20 protein-coding genes and 1 tRNA gene are annotated in these 20,503 nt (G+C 50.6%); 17 read left to right on the forward strand and 4 right to left on the reverse strand.

What is annotated here, in order from left to right; genetic code table 11:
- Positions 1-128: 128 nt before the first annotated feature.
- From galE to BGX12_RS08235, 8 genes are all read left to right on the forward strand, one after another.
- A complete protein-coding gene (gene galE, locus BGX12_RS08200) occupies positions 129-1,139 on the forward strand; it encodes a UDP-glucose 4-epimerase GalE (RefSeq protein WP_109735597.1) in 1,011 nt (336 codons plus the stop codon).
- Between the two features lie 151 nt (positions 1,140-1,290).
- Entirely contained in the window at positions 1,291-2,436 is a 1,146-nt protein-coding gene (locus tag BGX12_RS08205) for a 1-deoxy-D-xylulose-5-phosphate reductoisomerase (protein WP_109735598.1), read from the forward strand.
- 249 nt (positions 2,437-2,685) lie between these two features.
- A complete protein-coding gene (locus BGX12_RS08210; RefSeq protein ID WP_109735599.1) occupies positions 2,686-4,521 on the forward strand; it encodes a glycoside hydrolase family 9 protein in 1,836 nt (611 codons plus the stop codon).
- Positions 4,522-4,664: 143 nt separating this feature from the next.
- Positions 4,665-6,044 (forward strand): RIP metalloprotease RseP, encoded by a 1,380-nt coding sequence (rseP, locus tag BGX12_RS08215; protein ID WP_109735600.1) that lies wholly within the window; start codon positions 4,665-4,667, stop codon positions 6,042-6,044.
- 93 nt (positions 6,045-6,137) lie between these two features.
- Positions 6,138-7,421, forward strand: a complete 1,284-nt coding sequence (gene purD / locus BGX12_RS08220) for a phosphoribosylamine--glycine ligase (RefSeq protein WP_109735601.1) — start codon at positions 6,138-6,140, stop codon at positions 7,419-7,421.
- 11 nt (positions 7,422-7,432) lie between these two features.
- Positions 7,433-7,909, forward strand: coding sequence for a 5-(carboxyamino)imidazole ribonucleotide mutase (purE, locus tag BGX12_RS08225; protein ID WP_109735602.1), 477 nt, complete (start codon positions 7,433-7,435; stop codon positions 7,907-7,909).
- A 54-nt stretch (positions 7,910-7,963) separates the two neighbouring features.
- Positions 7,964-8,767 carry a DUF3108 domain-containing protein gene (locus BGX12_RS08230; RefSeq protein WP_109735603.1) on the forward strand — a complete coding sequence of 268 codons (804 nt, stop codon included), beginning with the start codon at positions 7,964-7,966 and terminating at the stop codon, positions 8,765-8,767.
- A gap of 106 nt (positions 8,768-8,873) precedes the next feature.
- On the forward strand, positions 8,874-9,866 hold the full coding sequence (locus tag BGX12_RS08235; protein WP_109735604.1) for a hypothetical protein: 993 nt from the start codon (positions 8,874-8,876) through the stop codon (positions 9,864-9,866).
- Positions 9,867-9,947: 81 nt separating this feature from the next.
- Here the strand turns inward: BGX12_RS08235 and BGX12_RS08240 are convergent.
- Both BGX12_RS08240 and rimO read right to left on the reverse strand, forming a co-directional pair.
- Positions 9,948-10,019 (reverse strand) — tRNA-Arg (locus BGX12_RS08240).
- Positions 10,020-10,041: 22 nt separating this feature from the next.
- A complete protein-coding gene (gene rimO, locus BGX12_RS08245; protein WP_109735605.1) occupies positions 10,042-11,355 on the reverse strand; it encodes a 30S ribosomal protein S12 methylthiotransferase RimO in 1,314 nt (437 codons plus the stop codon).
- 89 nt (positions 11,356-11,444) lie between these two features.
- Here rimO and BGX12_RS08250 point away from each other — a divergent pair, with 89 nt between their 5' ends.
- A complete protein-coding gene (locus tag BGX12_RS08250) occupies positions 11,445-11,906 on the forward strand; it encodes a hypothetical protein (protein WP_109735606.1) in 462 nt (153 codons plus the stop codon).
- Positions 11,907-11,978: 72 nt separating this feature from the next.
- On the opposite strand, the gene BGX12_RS08260 is transcribed toward BGX12_RS08250, so the two are convergent.
- Positions 11,979-12,851, reverse strand: a complete 873-nt coding sequence (locus BGX12_RS08260; RefSeq protein ID WP_199220749.1) for an SPOR domain-containing protein — start codon at positions 12,849-12,851, stop codon at positions 11,979-11,981.
- 190 nt (positions 12,852-13,041) lie between these two features.
- Here BGX12_RS08260 and rpsU point away from each other — a divergent pair, with 190 nt between their 5' ends.
- The 3 genes from rpsU to BGX12_RS08275 all read left to right on the forward strand — a co-directional run bounded on the left by rpsU (position 13,042) and on the right by BGX12_RS08275 (position 15,523).
- The gene (rpsU, locus tag BGX12_RS08265; protein WP_014546541.1) at positions 13,042-13,251 is read left to right on the forward strand and encodes a 30S ribosomal protein S21; all 210 of its coding nucleotides are present in this window, start codon (positions 13,042-13,044) and stop codon (positions 13,249-13,251) included.
- Positions 13,252-13,406: 155 nt separating this feature from the next.
- Entirely contained in the window at positions 13,407-13,877 is a 471-nt protein-coding gene (locus BGX12_RS08270; RefSeq protein WP_109735607.1) for a GatB/YqeY domain-containing protein, read from the forward strand.
- 113 nt (positions 13,878-13,990) lie between these two features.
- Positions 13,991-15,523, forward strand: a complete 1,533-nt coding sequence (locus BGX12_RS08275) for a sigma-54-dependent Fis family transcriptional regulator (protein WP_109735608.1) — start codon at positions 13,991-13,993, stop codon at positions 15,521-15,523.
- A gap of 77 nt (positions 15,524-15,600) precedes the next feature.
- Here the strand turns inward: BGX12_RS08275 and BGX12_RS08280 are convergent, their stop codons facing one another.
- Entirely contained in the window at positions 15,601-16,221 is a 621-nt protein-coding gene (locus tag BGX12_RS08280) for an autotransporter domain-containing protein (RefSeq protein WP_109735609.1), read from the reverse strand.
- Positions 16,222-16,375: 154 nt separating this feature from the next.
- Here BGX12_RS08280 and tyrS point away from each other — a divergent pair, with 154 nt between their 5' ends.
- The 5 genes from tyrS to BGX12_RS08305 all read left to right on the forward strand — a co-directional run bounded on the left by tyrS (position 16,376) and on the right by BGX12_RS08305 (position 20,444).
- On the forward strand, positions 16,376-17,593 hold the full coding sequence (gene tyrS, locus BGX12_RS08285) for a tyrosine--tRNA ligase (protein ID WP_109735610.1): 1,218 nt from the start codon (positions 16,376-16,378) through the stop codon (positions 17,591-17,593).
- Positions 17,594-17,624: 31 nt separating this feature from the next.
- The gene (locus tag BGX12_RS08290) at positions 17,625-18,581 is read left to right on the forward strand and encodes a 1-phosphofructokinase family hexose kinase (protein WP_109735611.1); all 957 of its coding nucleotides are present in this window, start codon (positions 17,625-17,627) and stop codon (positions 18,579-18,581) included.
- A gap of 54 nt (positions 18,582-18,635) precedes the next feature.
- The gene (locus BGX12_RS08295) at positions 18,636-19,271 is read left to right on the forward strand and encodes a futalosine hydrolase (protein WP_233246318.1); all 636 of its coding nucleotides are present in this window, start codon (positions 18,636-18,638) and stop codon (positions 19,269-19,271) included.
- 30 nt (positions 19,272-19,301) lie between these two features.
- Entirely contained in the window at positions 19,302-20,120 is an 819-nt protein-coding gene (locus BGX12_RS08300; protein WP_109735612.1) for a 1,4-dihydroxy-6-naphthoate synthase, read from the forward strand.
- A gap of 123 nt (positions 20,121-20,243) precedes the next feature.
- Positions 20,244-20,444: a hypothetical protein gene (locus tag BGX12_RS08305; RefSeq protein ID WP_109735613.1), complete on the forward strand. Its 201-nt coding sequence runs from the start codon at positions 20,244-20,246 to the stop codon at positions 20,442-20,444.
- The last annotated feature ends 59 nt before the right edge of the window (positions 20,445-20,503 follow it).

Genomic DNA, 20,503 nt, shown 5'->3' on the forward strand with positions numbered 1-20,503 from the left:
ATTAAATTTTAGAAAATAGCCCATTTTTTGTTTAATTTAGGCGAAAGTCAACAAAAAAGGGTGGCGAAGCCACCCACACATGTTGATGAAGAGCCAAATTTTTTTAAGAAACAATAAGGATTTGCACTATGAATATTCTTCTTACCGGTGGTGCTGGCTATATTGGTAGCCATACGATTGTTGAATTGGATAAGGCTGGCCACTCCGTCGTGGTTGTTGATAATCTTGTAAATTCAAGCGAAGAATCCCTTCGTCGTGTGTCTCAGATTATTGGAAAGCCGGTACCCTTTGTAAAGGCCGACGTTCGTAACGCTGTTGCCATGAACGATGTGTTCAATGAATATTCCATTGATGCTTGCATTCATTTTGCTGGACTCAAGGCTGTTGGCGAATCTGTTGCCAAGCCGCTTGAGTATTACGAGAACAACATGAATGCTACCTTCGTCCTGCTGGACGTGATGCGTAAGCACAACTGCAAAAACTTCATCTTCTCTTCTTCTGCAACGGTGTACGGCGATCCTGCTATTATCCCCATTACGGAAGAATGTCCCAAGGGTCAGTGCACCAATCCCTATGGCAAGACCAAGTCCATGCTGGAAGAAGTTCTGATGGACTTGCAGAAGGCCGACCCGGAATGGAACGTGGTTCTGCTCCGCTACTTCAATCCCATTGGCGCCCATCAGAGCGGTCTCATTGGCGAAAATCCCAATGGCATTCCCAACAACTTGATGCCTTACATCACCCAGACTGCAGTAGGCCGCCGTGCAGAACTTGGGGTGTTCGGTAACGACTACGATACTCCTGATGGCACAGGCGTACGCGACTACATCCACGTTTGCGACTTGGCTAACGGTCATGTTTGCGCTTTGCAGGCTATTGAACGTAAGTGTGGTCTCGCTATTTACAACTTGGGTACGGGTCACGGCTATTCTGTGCTGGATGTTGTCCACGCCTTTGAAAAGGCAAACAACCTGAAGGTCCCTTATAGCATCAAGCCCCGCCGTCCGGGCGATATCGCTACTTGCTACTGCGATCCCGCAAAGGCCAAGGCCGAACTGGGTTGGGAAGCAAAGTACGGCATCGAAGAAATGTGCCGCGATTCCTGGAACTTCCAGAAGAATAACCCTGAGGGGTATTAGGTAGTAGGAAGTAGGCGGTAGACAGTAGGCAGAAGGAAGTTGTTTTTTATCATATTGAAATAGTAATCTTTAACCCTGTAGAATGTAGATTGTTGATGGTTTGCTCATAACTTCCGACTTCCAACTTCCTACTTCCTACTAATAATTAATTATGAAAAATGTCGTTCTTCTCGGTGCTACTGGTTCCATCGGAACTTCTACTGTAGATGTTTGCCTTCAGCATTCTGACCTCTTCAAGGTTTATGCGGTGGCTGCAAATTCCAGCGTTGAAAAGGTGGCTGAAATTGTCCGCAAGTTCCATGTCGAACGCGTCTGCATGTTCAAGCCCGAAGCCGCCAAGGAACTAAGTGCCATCCTCAACATGCCGGTGCTCTCCGGTATGGAAGGTCTCTGCGAATTGGCCGCCGATCCCAAGGCCGACATTATCATCAACGCCTTGATGGGTGCTGTTGGCTGCCTTCCTACCATTACCGCCATCGAACATGGTAAGCATGTGGCTCTGGCCAACAAGGAAACTATGGTGATGGCCGGCCCCGTTATTTGGGACAAGCTGGCCGAAAATCCCAAGGCATTCATTACTCCCATCGACTCTGAACACAGTGCCATTTTCCAGTGTCTGGCAGACCGCCCTAACAAGGAAGTGGAATGCCTGGAAATCACCGCTTCCGGTGGCCCCTTCCGTACCTGGGATATTGAACGTTTTGAAAACATCACCGTGGCTGACGCCCTCAATCATCCGGTGTGGAGCATGGGCCGTAAGATTACCATTGACTCCGCTTCCATGATGAACAAGGGCCTTGAAGTTCTGGAAGCCCACTTCCTGTTCCACATTCCCTACGAACAGATCAAGGTGGTGGTTCACCCCCAGTCTATGGTACATTCCCTGGTGCAGTTCCGCGACGGTTCCCTGATGGCGCAGCTGGGCGCTCCCGACATGCGCATTCCTATCCAGGTGGCTCTCACTTGGCCGGAACGTCTGCCTCTGGAAACCAAGCGTCTCGATTTGCCCACCCTGGGTCAGCTCACCTTCTTCGAACCGGACTTCAACAAGTTCCGCTGTCTGGCTCTCGCTTTCGAAGCTGGCCGCCGCGGTGGTGTCGTGCCTGCCATGATGAACGCAGCCAACGAAGTCCTGGTGGACCGTTTCCTGGATGGCAAGTTGAAGTTCACCGATATTCCCCGTCATGTGGAAACCATCATCAATGGCGCTCCCAACTTGAGCGGTCACCTGACTCTCGATCAGGTTCTGGAAGCCGACGCAGAAGCCCGCCGCCTGACCCTGGACCTCATCAAGTAATCCAGCCGTCATCCTGAACCGCTTCGAATCGTCATCCTGAACCGCGCAGCGGTGAAGGATCCAGTGACATAAAAACGACGCTTTTGAGTAAAATCAAGGCGTCGTTTTATGTTTATTCCTTCGAAATTTGAGCTAGAGCACACATAGAGAACATTTGTTACACATGTAAACGTATTCCTGAACGAATTTGTTTTGAAAATAAGCAAAAAGGCTTATATTATATCTTGGAAAATTTTCAAGGAGTATGTTATGATTTCAAAGTTTGGCCTCAAGCAGTTTGCCCCTTTGGCAATTTCTGCCCTGGCTTTCGCCACTACTGCCTTTGGCGCAACCGCTTTCATTAACCAGATTGGTTATCGTGCCAACGATGCCAAGGAATTTACGCTTCTCGATGGTAATGGTCCGGTTGAAATTGTGGATGCTAATGGCCAAACCGTTATGACTGCAAATCCTTCCGTAGCATCTTTTTGGGATGCTAGTGGCCAGAACGTCTCCCTGGTGGATTTTTCTGAATTGAAAACTCCTGGCACTTATGCCATCAAGGTTGGCGGTCAGGCTCTTCGCGGTGATTTGAACGTTACGGATAAAACCTTCGAAGAAGTAACAAAGGCTGCTCTCAAGTGGTTCTACTACCAGCGTGCATCCATGGCTCTGGATGAAGCCTATGCTGGAAAGTGGAAACGTGCCGCGGGTCATACCAACAGCACTATCCAGAAGCATAACTCTGCAGGTAATGGCAGCATTACTTCCTCCAAGGGATGGTATGATGCTGGCGACTATGGCCGTTACATTGTAAACTCCGGTATTACCACTTATACTCTGCTTTCTCTGTTTGAACACTATCCGGACTATTTCAAGACTCTCAAGTGGAACATCCCCGCTGAAGGTACCTTGCCGGATCTTCTTGCCGAAATCAAGTACAATCTTGACTGGATGCTTACCATGCAGGATACTGATGGTGGTGTGTTCCACAAGATGACTTCTCTGGGCTTCCCCGGTGATGTGATGCCGGCTAAGGATACGGATCCTATTTACGTCATTGGTAAGGGCACTGCTGCTACTTTGGATTTTGCTGGCGTAATGGCTGCTGCATCTCGTGTTTTCAAGACTTATGACGCTGACTTTGCTGCCAAGTGCCTGGCTGCCGCCAAGAGTGCATACGTTTGGGGTACTCAGAACTCTAATGTTCGTTTTAAGAACCCCTCCGACGTTTCCACGGGTGAATATGGCGACAGCTACTTTGGCGATGAAAAACTCTTTGCTGGTTCTGAACTTTACCTTGCTACCCATGACGACTCCTATAAGCAGAATATCAGCGAAGCCGGCGTTCCTAACTGGGGCGATGTTGCCGGTCTCGCCGTTTACGGTTCTGCAACTTACGGTGCCAACGCCAATAGCAAGCAGCTTCTGACTAAACTGGCCGATGAATTCGTATCCCGCGCAAGCAAGGGCTTTGGCGTTGTCATGGGCAAGGACGACTTTGTCTGGGGTTCCAACGCGGTTGCTGCAAACCAGGGTGTTTGGCTTCTCCATGCCTATTATCTCACAGGTGAACAGAAATACTATGACGCTGCTCGCAAGGTCTTGGATTATCTCCTTGGCAAGAATCCGCTGGATATGTCCTTCATGACTGGTTTTGGTACCAAGTCCCCTAAGAAGCCTCATCACCGTCCCAGTACTTCCGATGGCGTTTCCGCTCCGGTGCCTGGTATGCTTGTTGGCGGTCCCCAGCCTGGTGGTGAAGACATCGGTTCTGAATCCTGGGAATGTAAGGATTACCGCACGGGAGTTCCCGCAACTTCCTACACCGACCACAATTGTAGCTATGCATCCAACGAAGTGGCTATCAACTGGAATGCTCCTTTGGCATACCTCGCTGGAGCAATTGAAGCTCTTAACTCCGGTTATGCTCCCAGTTTTGCCGCTCCTGGCGTGGCCCGAGGTGGTATTGATGCCATTAAGCCTGCTGTTTCTGCAAATCGTCCGTCTTCTGAAGGACAAGTTCGTCTCCGCTTTGCTGACCAAAAGGTGTTCCTGGAAAGGAATGGCAAGCGTTACGACCTGAAGGGAATGCAGATAAAGTAACATTTATTGCACCATTCTGAACCGCATAGCGGTGAAGAATCCAGTGTTGAACTGATTACGGTTCTAAAATTACAAGCTTTAAGGCGCTCCCTCGGGGGCGCCCTTTTGCTTTGCATAATTGCTTTTTTCTATCTTTCAAAACGATGGAACATGTCCTTGATAATGTCTTGATGTTTGTGCTGGGCCTCATTGGTCTCAGTTTTTTGGTGACTATTCATGAATTGGGCCATTTTTTGGTGGCTAAGTGGAATAACGTCAAGGTAAATACCTTTAGCGTTGGCTTTGGAAAGAAACTTTTCAAGTTTAGAAAGGGTGAAACAGAATATTGCATTTCTGCGATTCCTTTTGGCGGCTATGTTGCTATGGCCGGTGAAAATCCTGACTCCTTTAAGGATGGCCGAGCTCCTGGTGAACGGGACTTTACTGGCAAGTCCGTGGGGGCTCGTGCTGCGATTGCTTTTGCAGGACCGTTTATCAACGTTGTTTTTGCCTTTATTCTCCTGATGATCCTCTACATGGTGGGTGTGCAGGAACCGGTCAATAAGGAATTGATCATTGGGTTCGTGGGGAAGGAATCTCCTGCAGCAACTGCTGGTATTCAACCTGGGGATACCATTACTGCTGTTAATGGAAAGCCTACTCAGGGATGGGATGATTTCCGTGAATTGATTGGCGTGAGCCTCGGTGCCAATGTGGAACTGGAAGTCCATCGCGGTGGCGAACCTCTGATGGTTACTGTTGTTCCTGAGGAATTGGTCATTCCGGCAAAGGATTCTACTGGCTCTGTAACCAAGATGGGTATTGGCGATATTGGCATTTTCCCGCAGAATCGTGTTGTCGTACGTGATGCTCCTTTTGCAGGATCCGCAGCCGAAAAGGCTGGTATCCAAGCTCTGGATACCCTCTTCGAAATTAATGGACAGCATATTGGCCGCTATGAAGATGTGGTCCGTATGATTGATGGCTCCAAGGGTGAAGAAGTGAAGGTCACTGTCATTCGTGCTGGCGATACCTTGACTCTTCCCATGAAGGCTGTCTACAACGAAGAAACCAAACGCTATATGGTGGGGATCCCTCTTGGTTACGTTCTTTTTAGGGAAACGCATTTGGTTCGTCGTGGTCCTCTCGAAGCTTTGGAAAAGACCTGTGCTACTAGCCTGAAGATGACAACCAGCATCTTCCGCTATTTTGGCCGTCTCTTCAAGGGCCAAGTGAAGGTAGATGCATTCTCCGGACCAGTCTCAATTGTCGCTGTCATGGGTAACGTATGGATGAGTGGTTTCCAGGATTTCCTCATGCTTCTTGCCCTCATCAGCATTAACCTTGGCGTCATGAACTTGCTGCCGCTGGCCATTACCGATGGCGGCCTCCTCATGTTCCTCGGAATAGAAAAGCTCCGCGGTAAACCTTTGTCTACAAAGACTCAAACCATTATCCAGAACGTTGCTGCCGCCTTCTTCATTTCCTTCTTTGTGTTCATCACAATCCTGGATTTCGGAAAGCTGTCCCTGTTCTTGAAATAGTCGCCGCAGACGCGTCGTCCTGAGGAGCGTAGCGACGAAGGATCCAGTGGCCTTGTAAAATGCTAAGTTTGAAAACAAAAAAGGAAACACAGTATGAACATTCTCGTAGTTGGTAGCGGCGGTCGTGAACACGCCATCGCCCTCGCTGTTAAGAAGTCCCCCATGTGCGACACTCTCATTTGCGCACCGGGCAACCCTGGCATGGCAAATCTTGGCAAGTGCATCCCCGTGGATGTAGCCGACCCCAAGGCTATCGCAGACCTGGCTGTGGCAAACAACATTGATCTCGCCATCATCGGACCGGAAATTCCCCTGGTCGCAGGTGTGGTAGACGAATTCCGCGCCCGCGGTCTTCGCGCCTTCGGCCCCACTGCCGGTGCTGCCGCTCTGGAAGGATCCAAGGCTTTCAGTAAGGACATCATGAAGAAGTACAATGTTCCTACTGCTGCTTTCGAAACCTTTACTGACCTCGCTTCCGCCAAGAAGTTCCTGGCCGAACATCCCGCTCCCATCGTGGTGAAGGCTTCCGGCCTTGCCGCTGGTAAGGGCGCCATCGTCTGCATGACCGACAAGGAAGCAAACGACGCTGTGGAAGAAATGCTTGGCGAAAAGGCAGTCTTTGGCGAATCCGGCAAGACTGTGGTGATTGAAGAATTCATGGACGGCGAAGAAGCCTCCATCTTCGTAGTTTCCGACGGCAAGGATTACACCATCCTCTCTTCCGCCCAGGACCACAAGCGCGTCTTCGATGACGACAAGGGCCCCAACACCGGTGGAATGGGTGCCTACTCTCCGGCTCCGGTCGTTACCGACGCCCTGCTGGACGAAGTGAAGAAGACCATTATCGAACCTACCCTCAAGGGTATGGCTGCCGAAGGCAAGCCCTACACTGGCGTGCTCTATGTGGGCATCATGGTAACTTCCAAGGGTCCCAAGGTTGTGGAATACAACTGCCGTCTGGGTGACCCGGAATGCCAGATTGTTCTGCCTCTCTATGATGGCGATGTTCTCGCATTATTCGACGCTGCTGAAAAGGGCGAACTGGCTAAGCTTGGCGCTCCCAAGGCTCCCAAGGGTTCCGCTGCAATCGTGGTTCTCGCAAGCGCAGGTTACCCCGGCTCCTACGAAAAGGGCAAGGTAGTTACCGGTATTGAAGAAGCCGAAAAGAATGGCGCACAGGTTCTCCACGCTGGTACCAAGATGGCCGATGGCAAGCTGGTCACCAACGGCGGCCGCGTGTTCGGTGTCGTGGGGCATGGCGCCACCCTGCAGGACGCTCTGAACGTTGCTTACGAAGCCTGCGAAAAGGTGCAGTTCGAAGGCAAGTTCTACCGCAAGGACATTGGTAAGAAGGGCCTGGCCCGTCTGGCAAAGTAAGAGGATTTAAGATGTTTAACTATACTGAAAATGCAAAGGTCGGCATCGTTGCTGGTAGCAAGAGCGACCAGGAAGTTGTAGACAAGATCTCCGCCGTGCTGGATAGCTTCGGCATCAAGTGGGAATTGAACATTCTCTCCGCACACCGCACTCCAAACGCTACTGCAAAGTACGCCAAGGAAGCTGCCGACCGCGGTCTCCAGGTCATCATCGGTGTTGCTGGTCTCGCCGCCGCTCTTCCGGGCGTGCTGGCTGCCCACACCATTCTCCCCGTAATCGGTCTGCCCTGCGCTGGTGGTCCCCTGAACGGTGTTGACGCTCTCCACTCCATCGTCCAGATGCCCGGTGGCATTCCCGTTGCAACCGTGGGTATCGGTAACGGCAAGAACGCCGGCTACCTGGCTGCCCACATCGTGGCACTCTCCGATGCTGATGTCAAGGCTAAGCTCGTTGCCTACCGCAAGGGCCTGGGCGACATTGGTGAGTAGTAGGAAGTAGACGGTAGGAAGTAGACAGTGGGCAGTAGGTTGTAGGGAGTGGCGATGCGGACTTATATGGGTAAAGGCTGGCTTGACTTTGCGTTCACGCTTGTCTTCTTGTTCGCATTTCTGCTTTCTGCTCCCGCTTTTGCTGGTGAACCGAATCTTCCTGTAGTGGATGCTCCCTGGATGAAGGGCGAACGTCTGACCTTCAGTTTAGGTTGGGGGCCTATTACCGCAGGTACAGCCACCTTGGAAGTAAAACCCACCAAGGATGGTAAGACGGAATTCTACACTCTGGCTCATGATGAGGGGGCTCTCAAGAAGCTGTACCCAGTTTCCGATACGATCTATACCCGCGTCCGTAACAAGGGCTTGATGACGGAAGTGTTCCGTAAGACCTTGAATGAGGGAAGCTACCATAATAAGTCCGTCATTCGTTTTGATCGAAAGGGCGAAAAGGCCTGGCTGTCCGACACCGTTTTCACCGATGACAAAGTCCGTAAGGTGAAGCGTTCTGCTGACACGGTTTTGTCCATTCAGGGGATGGAACATAGTATCATGTCTGCCTTCTATCTCGTTCGTACACTTCCGTTGGAAAATGGCAAAACTTCCAAGTTTTCTGCGGTCAGTGGCAAGAAACGTTACGAATTGAAGGTGATTGTCCATGGTCGAGAGACTCTCAAGACTAAACTTGGGGAGTTTAATACTGTAAAAGTGGAACCGGTTCTGGATGGAGATGGCATTTTTGTGTCAAAGGGCCGTATTTTCATCTGGCTTACCGATGATGAACGTCGTATTCCGGTCTTGATGGAGTGTGAAATAGCTTTGGGTTCTATTAAGGCTAGACTGCTAAAGATGGAATAACCCGCAAAAACCAGTTTTTTTTATCAACTTTTACAAATTGGTTTTTGCATATAGGCTGTTTAAAATTTATATTCCAAAGGCGATTTTATATAATCAGAGGCTTTTAATGCTTAAAAAACTTTTATTGACCACCTGCCTTACTCTGGGTTTGTCTGCTTTTGCGTCCACTTCCTGGGCCCAGGATGAAGACGATGATGATTTCGTTTCCGCACCGGCAGCTTCCGCAGATGATGGTAGCGAAGATGAATTTGTTTCTGCTCCTGCAGCAAAGAAGTCCAAGGCTCGTGCATCCGTAGCCGAAGACGATGATGAAGAGGAAGAAGCCGATGCTGACGATGGTAGCATGGATATCAGTGCTTCCCAGAAGAAGGAACTGGCTGCTCGTAAGAAGTTTGAAGAAGAACAGCGTCAGGACGAATATGCAAACTCCCTGCGCCGTCGTGACTGGCTCCGTAACCGTCTGATTTTCCAGATGGGTATGGGTTCCCGTTATGCTTTTATGGGTGAAACAGGCATGGGCATGAGCTTCGGTATCGGTGCGGAATATATTCTGCCTTTCCACCTGGCTCTCTATGGTTCTTTCGGTCTCCTGCCTAAGGGCACTGACAGTGAATTTGATGACTGGGAACTGGAAGGCGGTACTGGTTGGAAGGCCGGTATTAACTACTACCTCTTCCCCAAGAATCCTCTCCATCTTGGCCTTTCCGTTTCTTACGGTACGGTCTATTTCGACCACGACATTATTCCTGAAGACAATGTTCGTTCCATCATTTCTGTTGAAGGTATCCAGGGCGATATCCTGATTACCTACCTTACCAACGAATGGTATTATCTGCAGTTCTCCATCGGTATGTACTATGCTCCGGAGCTGACCAAGGATAAGAAGGATAACATTAGCTTCCGTATGGAATCCAACGCAGAATATAAGAGCGAAGAAGAAATCGAATACATCTCTCGTGTCGTGAATAAGAAGGGCATGAGCAAGACTGGTATCGTGTTCGGTATTGCAATCGGTTATTCCTTCCCGGAATTCTTCCCGGATGATACCGAAAAGCGCCGTCGTCAGCGTGAAAAGGAACGTGCTCGTTCTGGTCGCTAATCAAATACGCTTGAGTTTGGATAGACTTAAAAAAAAGACCACCATCGGTGGTCTTTTTTAGTTTCGTTATGAATTTTTTAATACCCATGTCCGGAATCGAACCGGAATAACTCCCTTCGGAGGGGAGGACACTATCCATTGTGATACACGGGCGTGTCGGCGCAATATAGCAAAACTAGAGCAGGCGGACGATCAGCTCGTGCGGTTCTGCGTCAATGACTAATGCTTGCCTAAACGTTCCTACTTCGCCGTCCCCTTCCAGAACCTTGACGATATCGTCGGTGTCCATGGAATTGCCCTCGGTGCGACCATAGAAATGGTACTCGCTTTCCTCGGCTACTTCGTCAAGAATGACTGTGACAGTCTTTCCGATCATGTCTTCGGCGTACTGTGCGGCCAGTTCTTCCTGGAAGTCGGTGACTGCTGCCAGACGGGCGCGAGCTTCGCTTTCGTCTACGGGTGCCAGCTTCTTCATGGACATGACCGGGGTGCCTTCTTCTGGGCTGAACACGAAACCGCCCAGGTGCTCGAACTTGATTTCCTGAAGCAGGTCCATCAAATCTTCAAAGTCTTCGTGGGTTTCGCCCGGGAAGCCTACCAGAACGGTGGTTCGTAAGGTGACATCCGGAAGCTTGGCGCGAATCTTGCGGAGAATGTCGCGAAGTTCCTGGCGGGTGTACTTGCGGAGCATGTTCTTCAGCACGCTATCGCTGCTGTGCTGGATGGGCATGTCGATGTACTTTACCAGTCGCGGCTCCTTTGCCATCAGGTCCAGCAGTTCATCGTCAATGAATGCTGGGTACCAATACAGCATACGGATCCAGGGAATGTTCGTTTCCGCAAGGATTGCCTTCAGCAAGTTGGTGAGGGTTTCGCTCTTGTTCTTCTTTTCGCGGCCGAAGTAGGTGGTGTCCTGGGCGATGAGGGTCAATTCCTTGATGCCCTGGGCTTCCAGTTCCTTGGCTTCCTTCACCAGGTCCTCGATGGGCGTGGACTTCTGGAGTCCGCGGATGTTAGGAATGGCGCAGTAGGCGCAGCGGCGGTTACAGCCTTCCGCAATCTTCAAGTAAGCATGGTGGGGGAATCCGCCTAAATTCAAACGGGGAAGTTCTGCGGGATTGCAGCCAGCAGGCTGGTCAGTCCCTATTTTTGCCAGAAGTTCGCCGGGCTTGTAAGTGCCTACCCAGTAGTCTACCTCGGGAAGTTCCTTTTCCAGTTCTTCGCCGTAGCGACCGCTGAGGCAGCCTGCCACAATCAGTTTCTGCTTTGTCTTCTTGCTTTTCGCTTGGGCGAGAATGGCGTTGATGGATTCTTCCTTGGCGGCTTCAATGAATCCGCAAGTGTTTACCAGGATGTAGTCTGCCTTGGAGGCGGTTTCTGTAGTCTGGAAACCTGCGTTTAACATTTCTCCAACGAGGCGCTCTGCGTCGACCTGGTTCTTGGAGCATCCCAGGTGAACAACAAAAATTTTGGGCTTTCTTGTAGGCATAGTCCAAATATAGATTTTAGGATACCTCGCGTTTTGTGGGGTAAGAAAAAAGAATATATTTGCGGTGATTCATTTTTTTTGGAGGTATAATGAAATTGAACAAGCTGGCTATGACGATGCTTGCAGGATGCGCTATTGCACTTATTGGTTGCGGTGGGGACAGTGGTACTGCTGCGACAGGTGACTCTTCGGGCTATTACTGCAAGGTCACTAGGGGTGCAAATTCCGTGAGCGTGGATAATTCCTATAAGGGAGCTTCGTATACTTCTACTGCGACGATTACTAGTGACACTCAGATTTCTTTCCATTCCATTTTCGGTTACCCGACTCAGGCTATGGCTGATGAAGCCTGTGCTGCGCAGAAGGATGAGGAATCTTATTGGCAGGATGGCAGCTATAAGGTTTCCTGCTCTGGAAGGAATGTGACCGTAGATGACTATAGCGAATATTTTTCAGTCGGTCCGGACACTTTGGAAGAAGTTGCTCTGGAATTCGAGGAAATGTGTCAGGAAGGCCAAGATCGCGTTGACCGCGGTGAAGTTGATTTTTAATCTGGCTCTGTAGGACGCATAAAAGAAGCCCCGTTCGAAGGAACGGGGCTCTTTTCGTAATAGCAGTTTCGGTTAATCCCAGTCGTCGAAGTCTTCCGGTTCGGAAGCGGCGGGCTTTGCTGCGGGAGCGGGTGCCGGAGGCGTTGCCGGAGCGGCTGCAGGAGCAGGTGCCGGAGCAGGAGCAGGTGCCGGAGCAGGAGCCGGGGCCGGAGCAGGAGCCGGGGCCGGAGCGGGTGCCGGGGCCGGTGCGGGAGCGGGTGCAGGTGCAGGAGCAGGTGCAGGAGCGGGTGCCGGCTTGGACGGAGCAGGAGCCGGTTCTTCTTCTTCGTCATCCTCCCATGCTTGGGAATTGGAATAAGAATCTTCTGTATCGGGGTTGGGGTTGCCGACCGTGTCGTTTTTGGTCTTGTCGACCCACCATGCGAAGTTCAGCGGAGACAGGGCCTGCTTACCGTAGTTCTGTGCGTCGGCGCTATTTGCGAAATAGCCTACGCGGATTCGGTAGTAGGTGCCTTCCAGTTCGCCCGGATTTTCGACTTCCACAATGTAAGCTTTCACGTTGTTTTCGGCTAGCTTCTTGACGATGTCATTTGCGACCTTCTTGGAAGCCTGGATGCTGACCTGGATAACGTAATCGCCGGAGGTCAGAGGTGCTGCACCTCCAATTGCAGGTGCTGCTGCCTTGGCGGGAGCTTCTTCTGTGGTTGCGGAAAGGGACTGGAGGGGAACCAGCTGGGGTTCATCGCCCTGGGCTGCCGGTGCAGAGGGGGCTTCTGCTGCAGGCTTTGCGGGGGCAACCTTGGCCGGAGCCTTTTCGGGGGCCTTGGGGGCTACTTTAGCCGGTTCCATCTGAGGAACCAGATCCTGTTCTTCATCGTTACAGCCGACCATCAGGGAACAGGCGAGAGTCACTACGCCTAAAGAAATAGCAGATAACCTTTTCATCCAATCTCCATTTGTGTTAAAATCAATGAAACTAACGCCCCGAATTGTAAAGAAATATACATAAGTCTTTGGTGTTCCGCAAGTTATTGATAATAAAATGCGTTTTTTTTGCCCCCTTGACGGAATTTACAATTATAGGTATATTTGGCTATCCAAATTTGAATTTTTAATTATTAACCAAAGGATTATCGTGATCGGCGTTATTGTTAAGTCCAACGAACCTTTCGAACGCGCTCTCAAGCGTTTCACCAAGTCTTGCGAAAAGAACGGCATCATTTCCGATGTCAAGAAGCGTCAGCGCTTCGAAAAGCCTTCTGAAGAAAAGAAGCGCATCGAAACTGCTGCTCGTCGCAAGCGCCTGAAGGAAATCGCTGACCAGAACCGTAAGCGTCTCTACTAATTCCCTAGGCGTCAAGCCTGTCGAATTGTGGCCGCTCCTTGCTTGCTAGTCTACGCGTATCTAGTAAGCGAGTTCAAAAGCGAAACTTTGTAATCTGTGAGTCGCTAACCTTTGGTTAGTGGCTCATTAGGTGTTTATAGACAAAAGGATGAAATATGGCAAGCGAATTGCTCACTCGTATTCTCGATGATGTCAAGGCCTCTATGAAGGCTCACGACTCTGAAACTCTTAGTGTTCTCCGTACCCTTCATTCCGATATCAAGAATGAAGCAATGAAGTCCGGTGCAACTCCTGCTCAGATTACTGACAGCATTACCGACGAAATGTGCGTCGATGTGCTTGCTAAGAGCGTTAAGCAGAAGCAGGAAGCCATTGAAATCCTCAAGAAGGGTGGCTTCATGGATAAGATTCCGGCAGAAGAAGCCGTTATCGCTATCTACAAGAAGTACATGCCCGCCGAAATGACCGAAGAAGAAGTGAAGGCCCTCATTGCAGAAATCAAGGCTGCAACTGGCGCAACTTCCCCCAAGGACATGGGCAAGATCATGAAGGAATTGCAGCCCAAGGTCAAGGGCCGCTTCGATGGCAAGCGCGTTAGCGCCCTGGTCCAGGAAGCATTGAAGTAATTAGTAGACAGTAGAAAGTTTAAAATGGCGCGACTGGTGTCGCGCTGAATAAAGGCACGGGCGACCACGCCCGTCAAAATTAACTTCCTACTTCCTACAATCTGCCGCATTTTATGCAATATGGTGAACAAAGTAAGATTCAAGAATTGGAGCTGCTCTACAAGATCAGCTCCATTTTGAACCAGAGTCTAGACTTCGAAAATGTGGCTCATCCCATTCTTGAAGTGCTGGAATCGACTATGGGTGTGCAACATGCCACCCTTACTTTGTATAACCGCCATACCGGCGAAATCTCCATTGAAATTGCGGAAGGTTTGTCCAGCCGCCAGGCCCGTAAGGGCCGCTATAAAGTGGGCGAAGGCGTCACCGGCCGTGTGGTCGAGACGGGTAAGCCCGTGATCATTCCTTCCGTGGGTAAGGATCCGAACTTTTTGGACCGTACCGGTCGTGGTAAAGATGAAAACCGAGCCTTCCTTTGCGTTCCTGTGATTATGGAACACGAGGTCATTGGCGCCTTGAGTGCCGACGTCCAGGATCCCGTGGAAACGGAACTTCCCGAAAAACTTCGCCTACTGGAAATTATCGCCCAGATGCTTGCGGGTGCCGTGAAGTTGCGCCGCCAGGCCCGCGAAGAAAACGAAATCCTGAAGGCGGAAAACGAACGTCTGACTATGGAGTTGAAGGATCGTTTCCAACCGGACAATATCATCGGACGTTCCAGCGAAATGCAGCGCGTCTACGCCCAGATAGATCAGGTTTCCAAGAATCCTCTTCCGGTTTTGATCGTGGGGGAGGTGGGTACCGGCAAGGGCCTAGTTGCAGAAGCCATCCATTACCGTTCCGACCGCAATTCCCATCCTTACATCCGCGTCCATTGCGCCTCCATGCCGGAATCCGTGCTGGACCGCGAACTCTTCGGAAGTGAACGTGGCGCCTTGGTGGGCGTCCTTACGGAAACTCCGGGCCGTGTGGAACAGGCCGACGGTGGTACGCTTTTCCTGGATGAAGTGGCGGAACTTTCTCCCAACCTTCAGGTAAAACTCTTGCGCTTGCTGCAGGATGGAGAAATGGAACGTGTGGGCGCCCGTTTTTCAAAGAAGGTAAACGTTCGCATTATTGCCGCCACCACCAAGAACTTGCAACAGATGGTGGCAGAAGGGACCTTCCGTGAAGACCTTTACTACCAGCTCCACATTTCGCCCATTTATGTTCCCGCACTGCATAACCGCAAGACGGACATCGTCCTTCTGGCGGATCACTTTGTGGAACATTACTGCCGCATTGTGGGCAAGAACGTGCGCCGTCTGGCTCGCACCACCATCAACATGCTCATGAGCTACCCTTGGCCCGGCAACGTCCGTGAACTTGAAAACGCCATCGAACGTGCGGTCCTCGTGACCGACGAAGATGTCATCTACCCCCATCATTTCCCCACAACGCTGCAGACCGCAGAAACTTCCGGTACCCAGGTGTCCGGTAACCTGAAGCTCATGGTGGAAGCCTACGAACGGGACATCATCTGCGATGCCCTCAAGAGTTCCAAGGGCAAGATGGCTGCCGCCGCCCGCAGCCTCTCCACGACACCTCGCATCCTTACATATAAAATAAAACAGCTAGGAATTGACCTAGCTGCATTTACGCGCTAATCCCTTCAAAGTCATGCTGACGAAAGTCAGCACCGGCATTTAGTTCCAGGTAGCGGTAAGTTGTTCTTATCTCTCGATTAGTTGATGCTCAGAGTGAACAACAGGGAGAATGAATTTGTGGAGGCTTCATTCTTTTCGTCGTCGTATTCGCCATCGGCAGAAGTGTGGGTGTAGGAGAATGCTGCGCCAAGGAGCATGTTGTCGCCAACCCACCATTCCTTACCGGCCATCAAGTTGAATCCAAAACCGGCATCCAGGTTGTCGAATTCATAGTCTTTGTCTTTAAAGGTAACGCTGTAATCGGAAATGCCGAAAGATGCGCTTGCGAAGAAGTTGTCGGTGTTGGGGATATAGTAGGTTGCGCCGATTCCCAGAAGGAAGGTGTTGAAACCGTCGTGGGAGATAGATCCCTGCTTTTTGCCGTCCAGGTAGGTTTCAAGATCACTGTAAATCGGAGTTACGCTTATGGTTGCGTGCAGGGCAAGATTTTCGATGATGGAATAGCCAATTCGGACGTTTGATTCTGCCTGCAAACCACTGTTTTTTAGTTCTCCGAGACCACCTTCAATTTGGTCGTTAAAGCTTCCGTATCCGAAGCCGAGGCCAAGGCTCATGAAGAGACCGTCGTGTGTTTTGGGCTGGGGACCTGCAAATGCAGAAATAGCGGCTGCAGAAAGCAGTACTGCAATCTTTTTCATTGTTTCTCCTAACGTTTAGTAATGTTGTGCGAAAAATATAGTGTTTTCATCTCTTGATTAGGATTCGGATGGACACTTTGTTGCCTAAAATGCTATCTTTACCCCCGAAAAGTAAACCTCTAACCCCTAGACCCTAGTCTCTAGACCCTAAATTATGCAATTCCGTCCTGTTAAAGAACAGCTTGATATTTTGATGCGCGGCGTTATCGACATCGTCCCGCAGGATGAACTCGAAAAGAAACTCCAGAAGTCTTACGAAACTGGCGTTCCCCTTCGCATTAAGATGGGCGTGGACCCCACTGCACCGGACGTTCATTTCGGCCATACCGTCGTTATGCGTAAGCTCCGCCAGTTCCAGGACCTGGGTCATACCGTGGTTCTTATCGTCGGTGACTACACCGCCCAGATTGGCGACCCCAGCGGCCGCAACAAGGCACGCCCCCGTCTCACTCACGAACAGGTTCTGGAAAACGCCAAGGAATACCAGGAACAGTTCTTCAAGGTTGTCCGTCGCGATCAGGTGGAAATCCACTACAACGGCGAATGGTTCTCCAAGCTTGACTTCAGCAAGGTCACCGAACTCATGGGTCAGTTCACTGTAGCCCAGATGCTGGAACGCGAGGACTTCCACAACCGCTACACCGCAAATACTCCCATCAGCCTCCATGAATTCATGTACCCCATGATGCAGGGCTACGATTCCGTCGCCATCAAGTCCGACGTGGAACTTGGCGGTACCGACCAGAAGTTCAACGTGCTTCGCGGTCGCGACCTTCAGATTTTCGAAGGTATGGAACCCCAGATCGGTCTCTTCATGCCTATCCTCCTGGGTACCGACGGCAAGGTCAAGATGTCCAAGTCCATCGGTAACTACGTGGGCCTCAACGAAGCTCCCGACGTCATGTACCACAAGATCTACAGCCTGGCTGATAGCATCGTTGAAAACTGGTTCGAACTTTTGACCGAAATCCCCATGGAAGAAATCAAGCAGATGATGGCTGACGTGGCTTCCGGCAAGATGAACCCCAACGAAGCAAAGCATCGTCTGGCCATGGACATCGTGACCCAGTACTATGGCGCAGAAGCTGCAGAAGCTGCCGCCGCTCACGAAAAGGAAGTCCACAGCGGTAACGCTATTCCCAGCGACGCTGCAGAATGCTCTGTGGCTGCTGGTTCCTATGGCGCTCTCGACCTCCTGGTGGAAGTGAAGGCTTTTGCCTCTAAGGGCGAAGCTCGTCGCATGGTCCAGAACGGTGGCGTAAAGATCGGCGGCGAAAAGCTGGCTGATCCCCAGGCCCAAGTTGAAATCAAGGGCAATGACCAGCTGGTCATCCAGGTGGGTAAGCGCAAGTTCTATAAGGTGAACTTCTAAGACTTCATCAAGGTTAGGATTGGTAAGTTCTATGGCTCAGGATATTCTCATTCTCGGTTTGAACCCAGCATGGCAGCGCTTGTTCTTCCTGGACAAGTTTGAATTGGGCGAGGTCCATCGCATTTCCAAGGTCGAAGAGTATGCTTCGGGCAAGGGAATCAACTGCGGCCGCGTGCTACAGCTGTTGGGTGGTTCGCCCCTTCTGATGCACTTCCTGGGATCCGAACATGGTTCCCGCATTTTTGACGAGCTTTCCGCCTGCGGTATTCAGCAGGCTCCTGTGTGGATCAAGGAACCGACCCGCATCTGTACCACTATCGTGAGTGCAGGCGAGTCTACGGAATTGATTGAACCGTCTCCGGTCCTTACCGAAAACGAGAATGGCGATTTTCTCCAGACTCTCAACGACTATTGGAGTTCCACCCAGTATGTGGCCCTCTGTGGTACGTTCCCTAAGGGCTTTGCTGTAGAACAGATCAATTCCCTGGATTTTACAGGCAAGAAGGTCTTTGTGGATGCCGTGGAAAATATTGATTCCTGGCTGGAAAAGGGTGTGGAACTCCTGAAGATCAACATGAATGAATACAGCAAGATTCTGGATCGTCTTGGAATTCCTCAGGTGATGTCCAGCCCTCAGTTCTGGAAGATGTCCGCCACTGCCGTGCTGGAACGTCTGCCTATCAAGAATCTGGTGGTTACCAACGAGGACTCTCCCGTGCGAGCTTTCCGCCTTCAGGAAGGCGCCTTCCAGGGTGTCCAGATTCAGCCCCCTACCATCCAGGTGAAGAATACCGTAGGCGCGGGCGATTCCTTCTTTGCAGGTTGGCTTATGGCCGATAGCCAGGGTCTTTCCTTTGAAGAATGCTTGGTGAAGGCTACTGCTGTGGCTGTTGCCCGCTGTGAAACCGACCGTCCCTGGAATCTTAAGCTGGAACGCGTTGCCGAACTTGAAACCGAGCTAGCCGAAGCTGTAGAAAAGTTGGAATAATCCATGGAGTTTCCTGTGCACGAGAACTTTCCCCTGTTTGCATTTGCGACGGCTATGGAATTTTCAAAGGTGTTTCCACAGGACTCCTCCAAGGCGGAATTACACAATTCATTGATTCCCTTAAGCGGTCCTTTTCGGGGTTGCTTTGCTTGTATTCTAGGCGTGGGCATCCTGGATTTCGCAGCAGGCCTGTCCTGCTTGTTATCCGAATGTAAACAAACTAACGTAAAAATTTCTGCTGCCATTAATGTGGGAATCTGTGGCGCCTATCCCAATCGCGGTCTGTCCTTGCTGGACGTTGTAAACGTTTCAAGCGACAGGGTCGGTGATCTCGGATGCGAAGAACGTGACGGTTCTCATGCCCTGTGGGGAAGTGCGTACACCTCCGCCAGCAGTGCTTCCGTTCCTGCGGTTCTTCAAAACACGTACGGCAAGCTCCCGCAGGTAAAAGGTGCTACCGTAAATTGCTGCACCGGCACAGAAAATACCGCTCTTGAGCGGGTCAGGAACCTCGGGTGCGACGTGGAATCCATGGAGGGAGCCGCCTGTTTCGCCGTGTGTGAAAAATTCGGGATTCCCGCCTATCAAGTCCGTGCAGTCAGTAACATCGCGTCCACTCGGGATAAGTCCCAATGGAAAATCGACGAAGCCTTGGATAGGCTTCATGAAGTTTTAGTCGATAATCTTTAAAACAATCGTTTCTTTAGCCTTGAGGTTAACATGCGTCTATCTCTAGGAATATCAACTTGCCCTAATGATACATTCATCTATGAAGCCCTCATTAAGGGACTGGAAAATTCACCTTTTGACTGGGACGTCCATTTCGCCGATGTCCAGACCTTGAACGAAATGGTTCGCAGGGGAGAGTTGGATGTGGCGAAAGTCAGTGCCCAGGTCTATCCAAAAGTTGAGTCGGAATACAAGTGCCTGGGATGCGGAGGCGCGATTGGCTACGGATGTGGTCCTCTATTCCTTTCCGCTGTGTCGGAAAAATACGACCCGACGTTGCCTGTGGTCCTACCGGGAGCGGAAACTACAGCCGCCTTGTTGTTTCGCTTCTGGCATTCCAGAACCCAGTCGGCGTCCAAGGAAATTGAACCTGTGGCAAAACTTAATGTAAAGTTCGCCCTGTTCGACCAGGTATATCGTTCTCTCCTGTCTGGGGAGGACTCTCAAGGCGTCGTAATCCATGAACACCGTTTTACCTGGAAACGGGACGGACTCCATCTGCTTCAGGATCTGGGGGCCTTCTGGGAACAGGAAACGGGTACGCCGATTCCGCTTGGAATTGCTGTCGCCCGTAAGAGCCTGGGGGAGGAAACCATCGCCCTGGTGGAAAGTGAAATCCGAAAAAGTCTAGCGGATGCGCGAGGCCGCAAGGATCCTGTAACGCCTTTTATAGACGAAAAAGCTCAAATTTCCAGTCGTGAGGTCATGGTTTCTCACATAAATATGTTTGTCAATGATTTCTCCGAAAACGTGGGGGACCGGGGGTGGGCTGCCCTGGAAAACTTATGGCGGTTGGTTAGGTGTGCATAATTTGTTGAATGACAAGAATTTATTGCGATTTTTTTAAAAACTTGCGTAAATTTTAAAAAACAGCGGAATTTTGACGAAAACTTTATTTATTTTCCATTTTGCATCTTATTTTGGAGATTTCATATGAGTTTAGTGAATGATCTCGAACAGGAAGTTGAAAACTTCAAGCGTGAGTATGAAAAGTTCGAACGCGGTAATAAGTCCGCCGGAACCCGTGCTCGTAAGGTCCTGCAGGACATCAAGAAGACCTGCCAGGAGATTCGTGTGTCTATTCAAGGAGTGAAGAAGGAAGAGGGTAAGTCCGGTCCTGAGGCCGAGGACTAACCTGAAAAGCCTGTAAAACAGGCCTGTTTTCACCGATTTTCACCTAAAATTTGCCAAAT

The organism is Fibrobacter sp. UWR4 (assembly GCF_003149045.1).
Classification (GTDB): domain Bacteria; phylum Fibrobacterota; class Fibrobacteria; order Fibrobacterales; family Fibrobacteraceae; genus Fibrobacter.

Excerpts from the sequence above, each read along its gene's own strand:
- BGX12_RS08295 (WP_233246318.1), top strand. The coding sequence starts at position 18,636 with ATGGAATTTTCAAAGGTGTTTCCACAGGACTCCTCCAAGGCGGAATTA.
- BGX12_RS08280 (WP_109735609.1), bottom strand. The coding sequence starts at position 16,221 with ATGAAAAAGATTGCAGTACTGCTTTCTGCAGCCGCTATTTCTGCATTT.
- BGX12_RS08230 (WP_109735603.1), top strand. The coding sequence starts at position 7,964 with ATGCGGACTTATATGGGTAAAGGCTGGCTTGACTTTGCGTTCACGCTT.
- BGX12_RS08305 (WP_109735613.1), top strand. The coding sequence starts at position 20,244 with ATGAGTTTAGTGAATGATCTCGAACAGGAAGTTGAAAACTTCAAGCGT.
- BGX12_RS08210 (WP_109735599.1), top strand. The coding sequence starts at position 2,686 with ATGATTTCAAAGTTTGGCCTCAAGCAGTTTGCCCCTTTGGCAATTTCT.
- BGX12_RS08235 (WP_109735604.1), top strand. The coding sequence starts at position 8,874 with ATGCTTAAAAAACTTTTATTGACCACCTGCCTTACTCTGGGTTTGTCT.
- rimO (WP_109735605.1), bottom strand. The coding sequence starts at position 11,355 with ATGCCTACAAGAAAGCCCAAAATTTTTGTTGTTCACCTGGGATGCTCC.
- BGX12_RS08270 (WP_109735607.1), top strand. The coding sequence starts at position 13,407 with ATGGCAAGCGAATTGCTCACTCGTATTCTCGATGATGTCAAGGCCTCT.
- tyrS (WP_109735610.1), top strand. The coding sequence starts at position 16,376 with ATGCAATTCCGTCCTGTTAAAGAACAGCTTGATATTTTGATGCGCGGC.
- BGX12_RS08300 (WP_109735612.1), top strand. The coding sequence starts at position 19,302 with ATGCGTCTATCTCTAGGAATATCAACTTGCCCTAATGATACATTCATC.
- purD (WP_109735601.1), top strand. The coding sequence starts at position 6,138 with ATGAACATTCTCGTAGTTGGTAGCGGCGGTCGTGAACACGCCATCGCC.
- BGX12_RS08275 (WP_109735608.1), top strand. The coding sequence starts at position 13,991 with ATGCAATATGGTGAACAAAGTAAGATTCAAGAATTGGAGCTGCTCTAC.
- rseP (WP_109735600.1), top strand. The coding sequence starts at position 4,665 with ATGGAACATGTCCTTGATAATGTCTTGATGTTTGTGCTGGGCCTCATT.
- BGX12_RS08250 (WP_109735606.1), top strand. The coding sequence starts at position 11,445 with ATGAAATTGAACAAGCTGGCTATGACGATGCTTGCAGGATGCGCTATT.
- purE (WP_109735602.1), top strand. The coding sequence starts at position 7,433 with ATGTTTAACTATACTGAAAATGCAAAGGTCGGCATCGTTGCTGGTAGC.
- BGX12_RS08260 (WP_199220749.1), bottom strand. The coding sequence starts at position 12,851 with ATGAAAAGGTTATCTGCTATTTCTTTAGGCGTAGTGACTCTCGCCTGT.
- BGX12_RS08290 (WP_109735611.1), top strand. The coding sequence starts at position 17,625 with ATGGCTCAGGATATTCTCATTCTCGGTTTGAACCCAGCATGGCAGCGC.
- BGX12_RS08205 (WP_109735598.1), top strand. The coding sequence starts at position 1,291 with ATGAAAAATGTCGTTCTTCTCGGTGCTACTGGTTCCATCGGAACTTCT.
- galE (WP_109735597.1), top strand. The coding sequence starts at position 129 with ATGAATATTCTTCTTACCGGTGGTGCTGGCTATATTGGTAGCCATACG.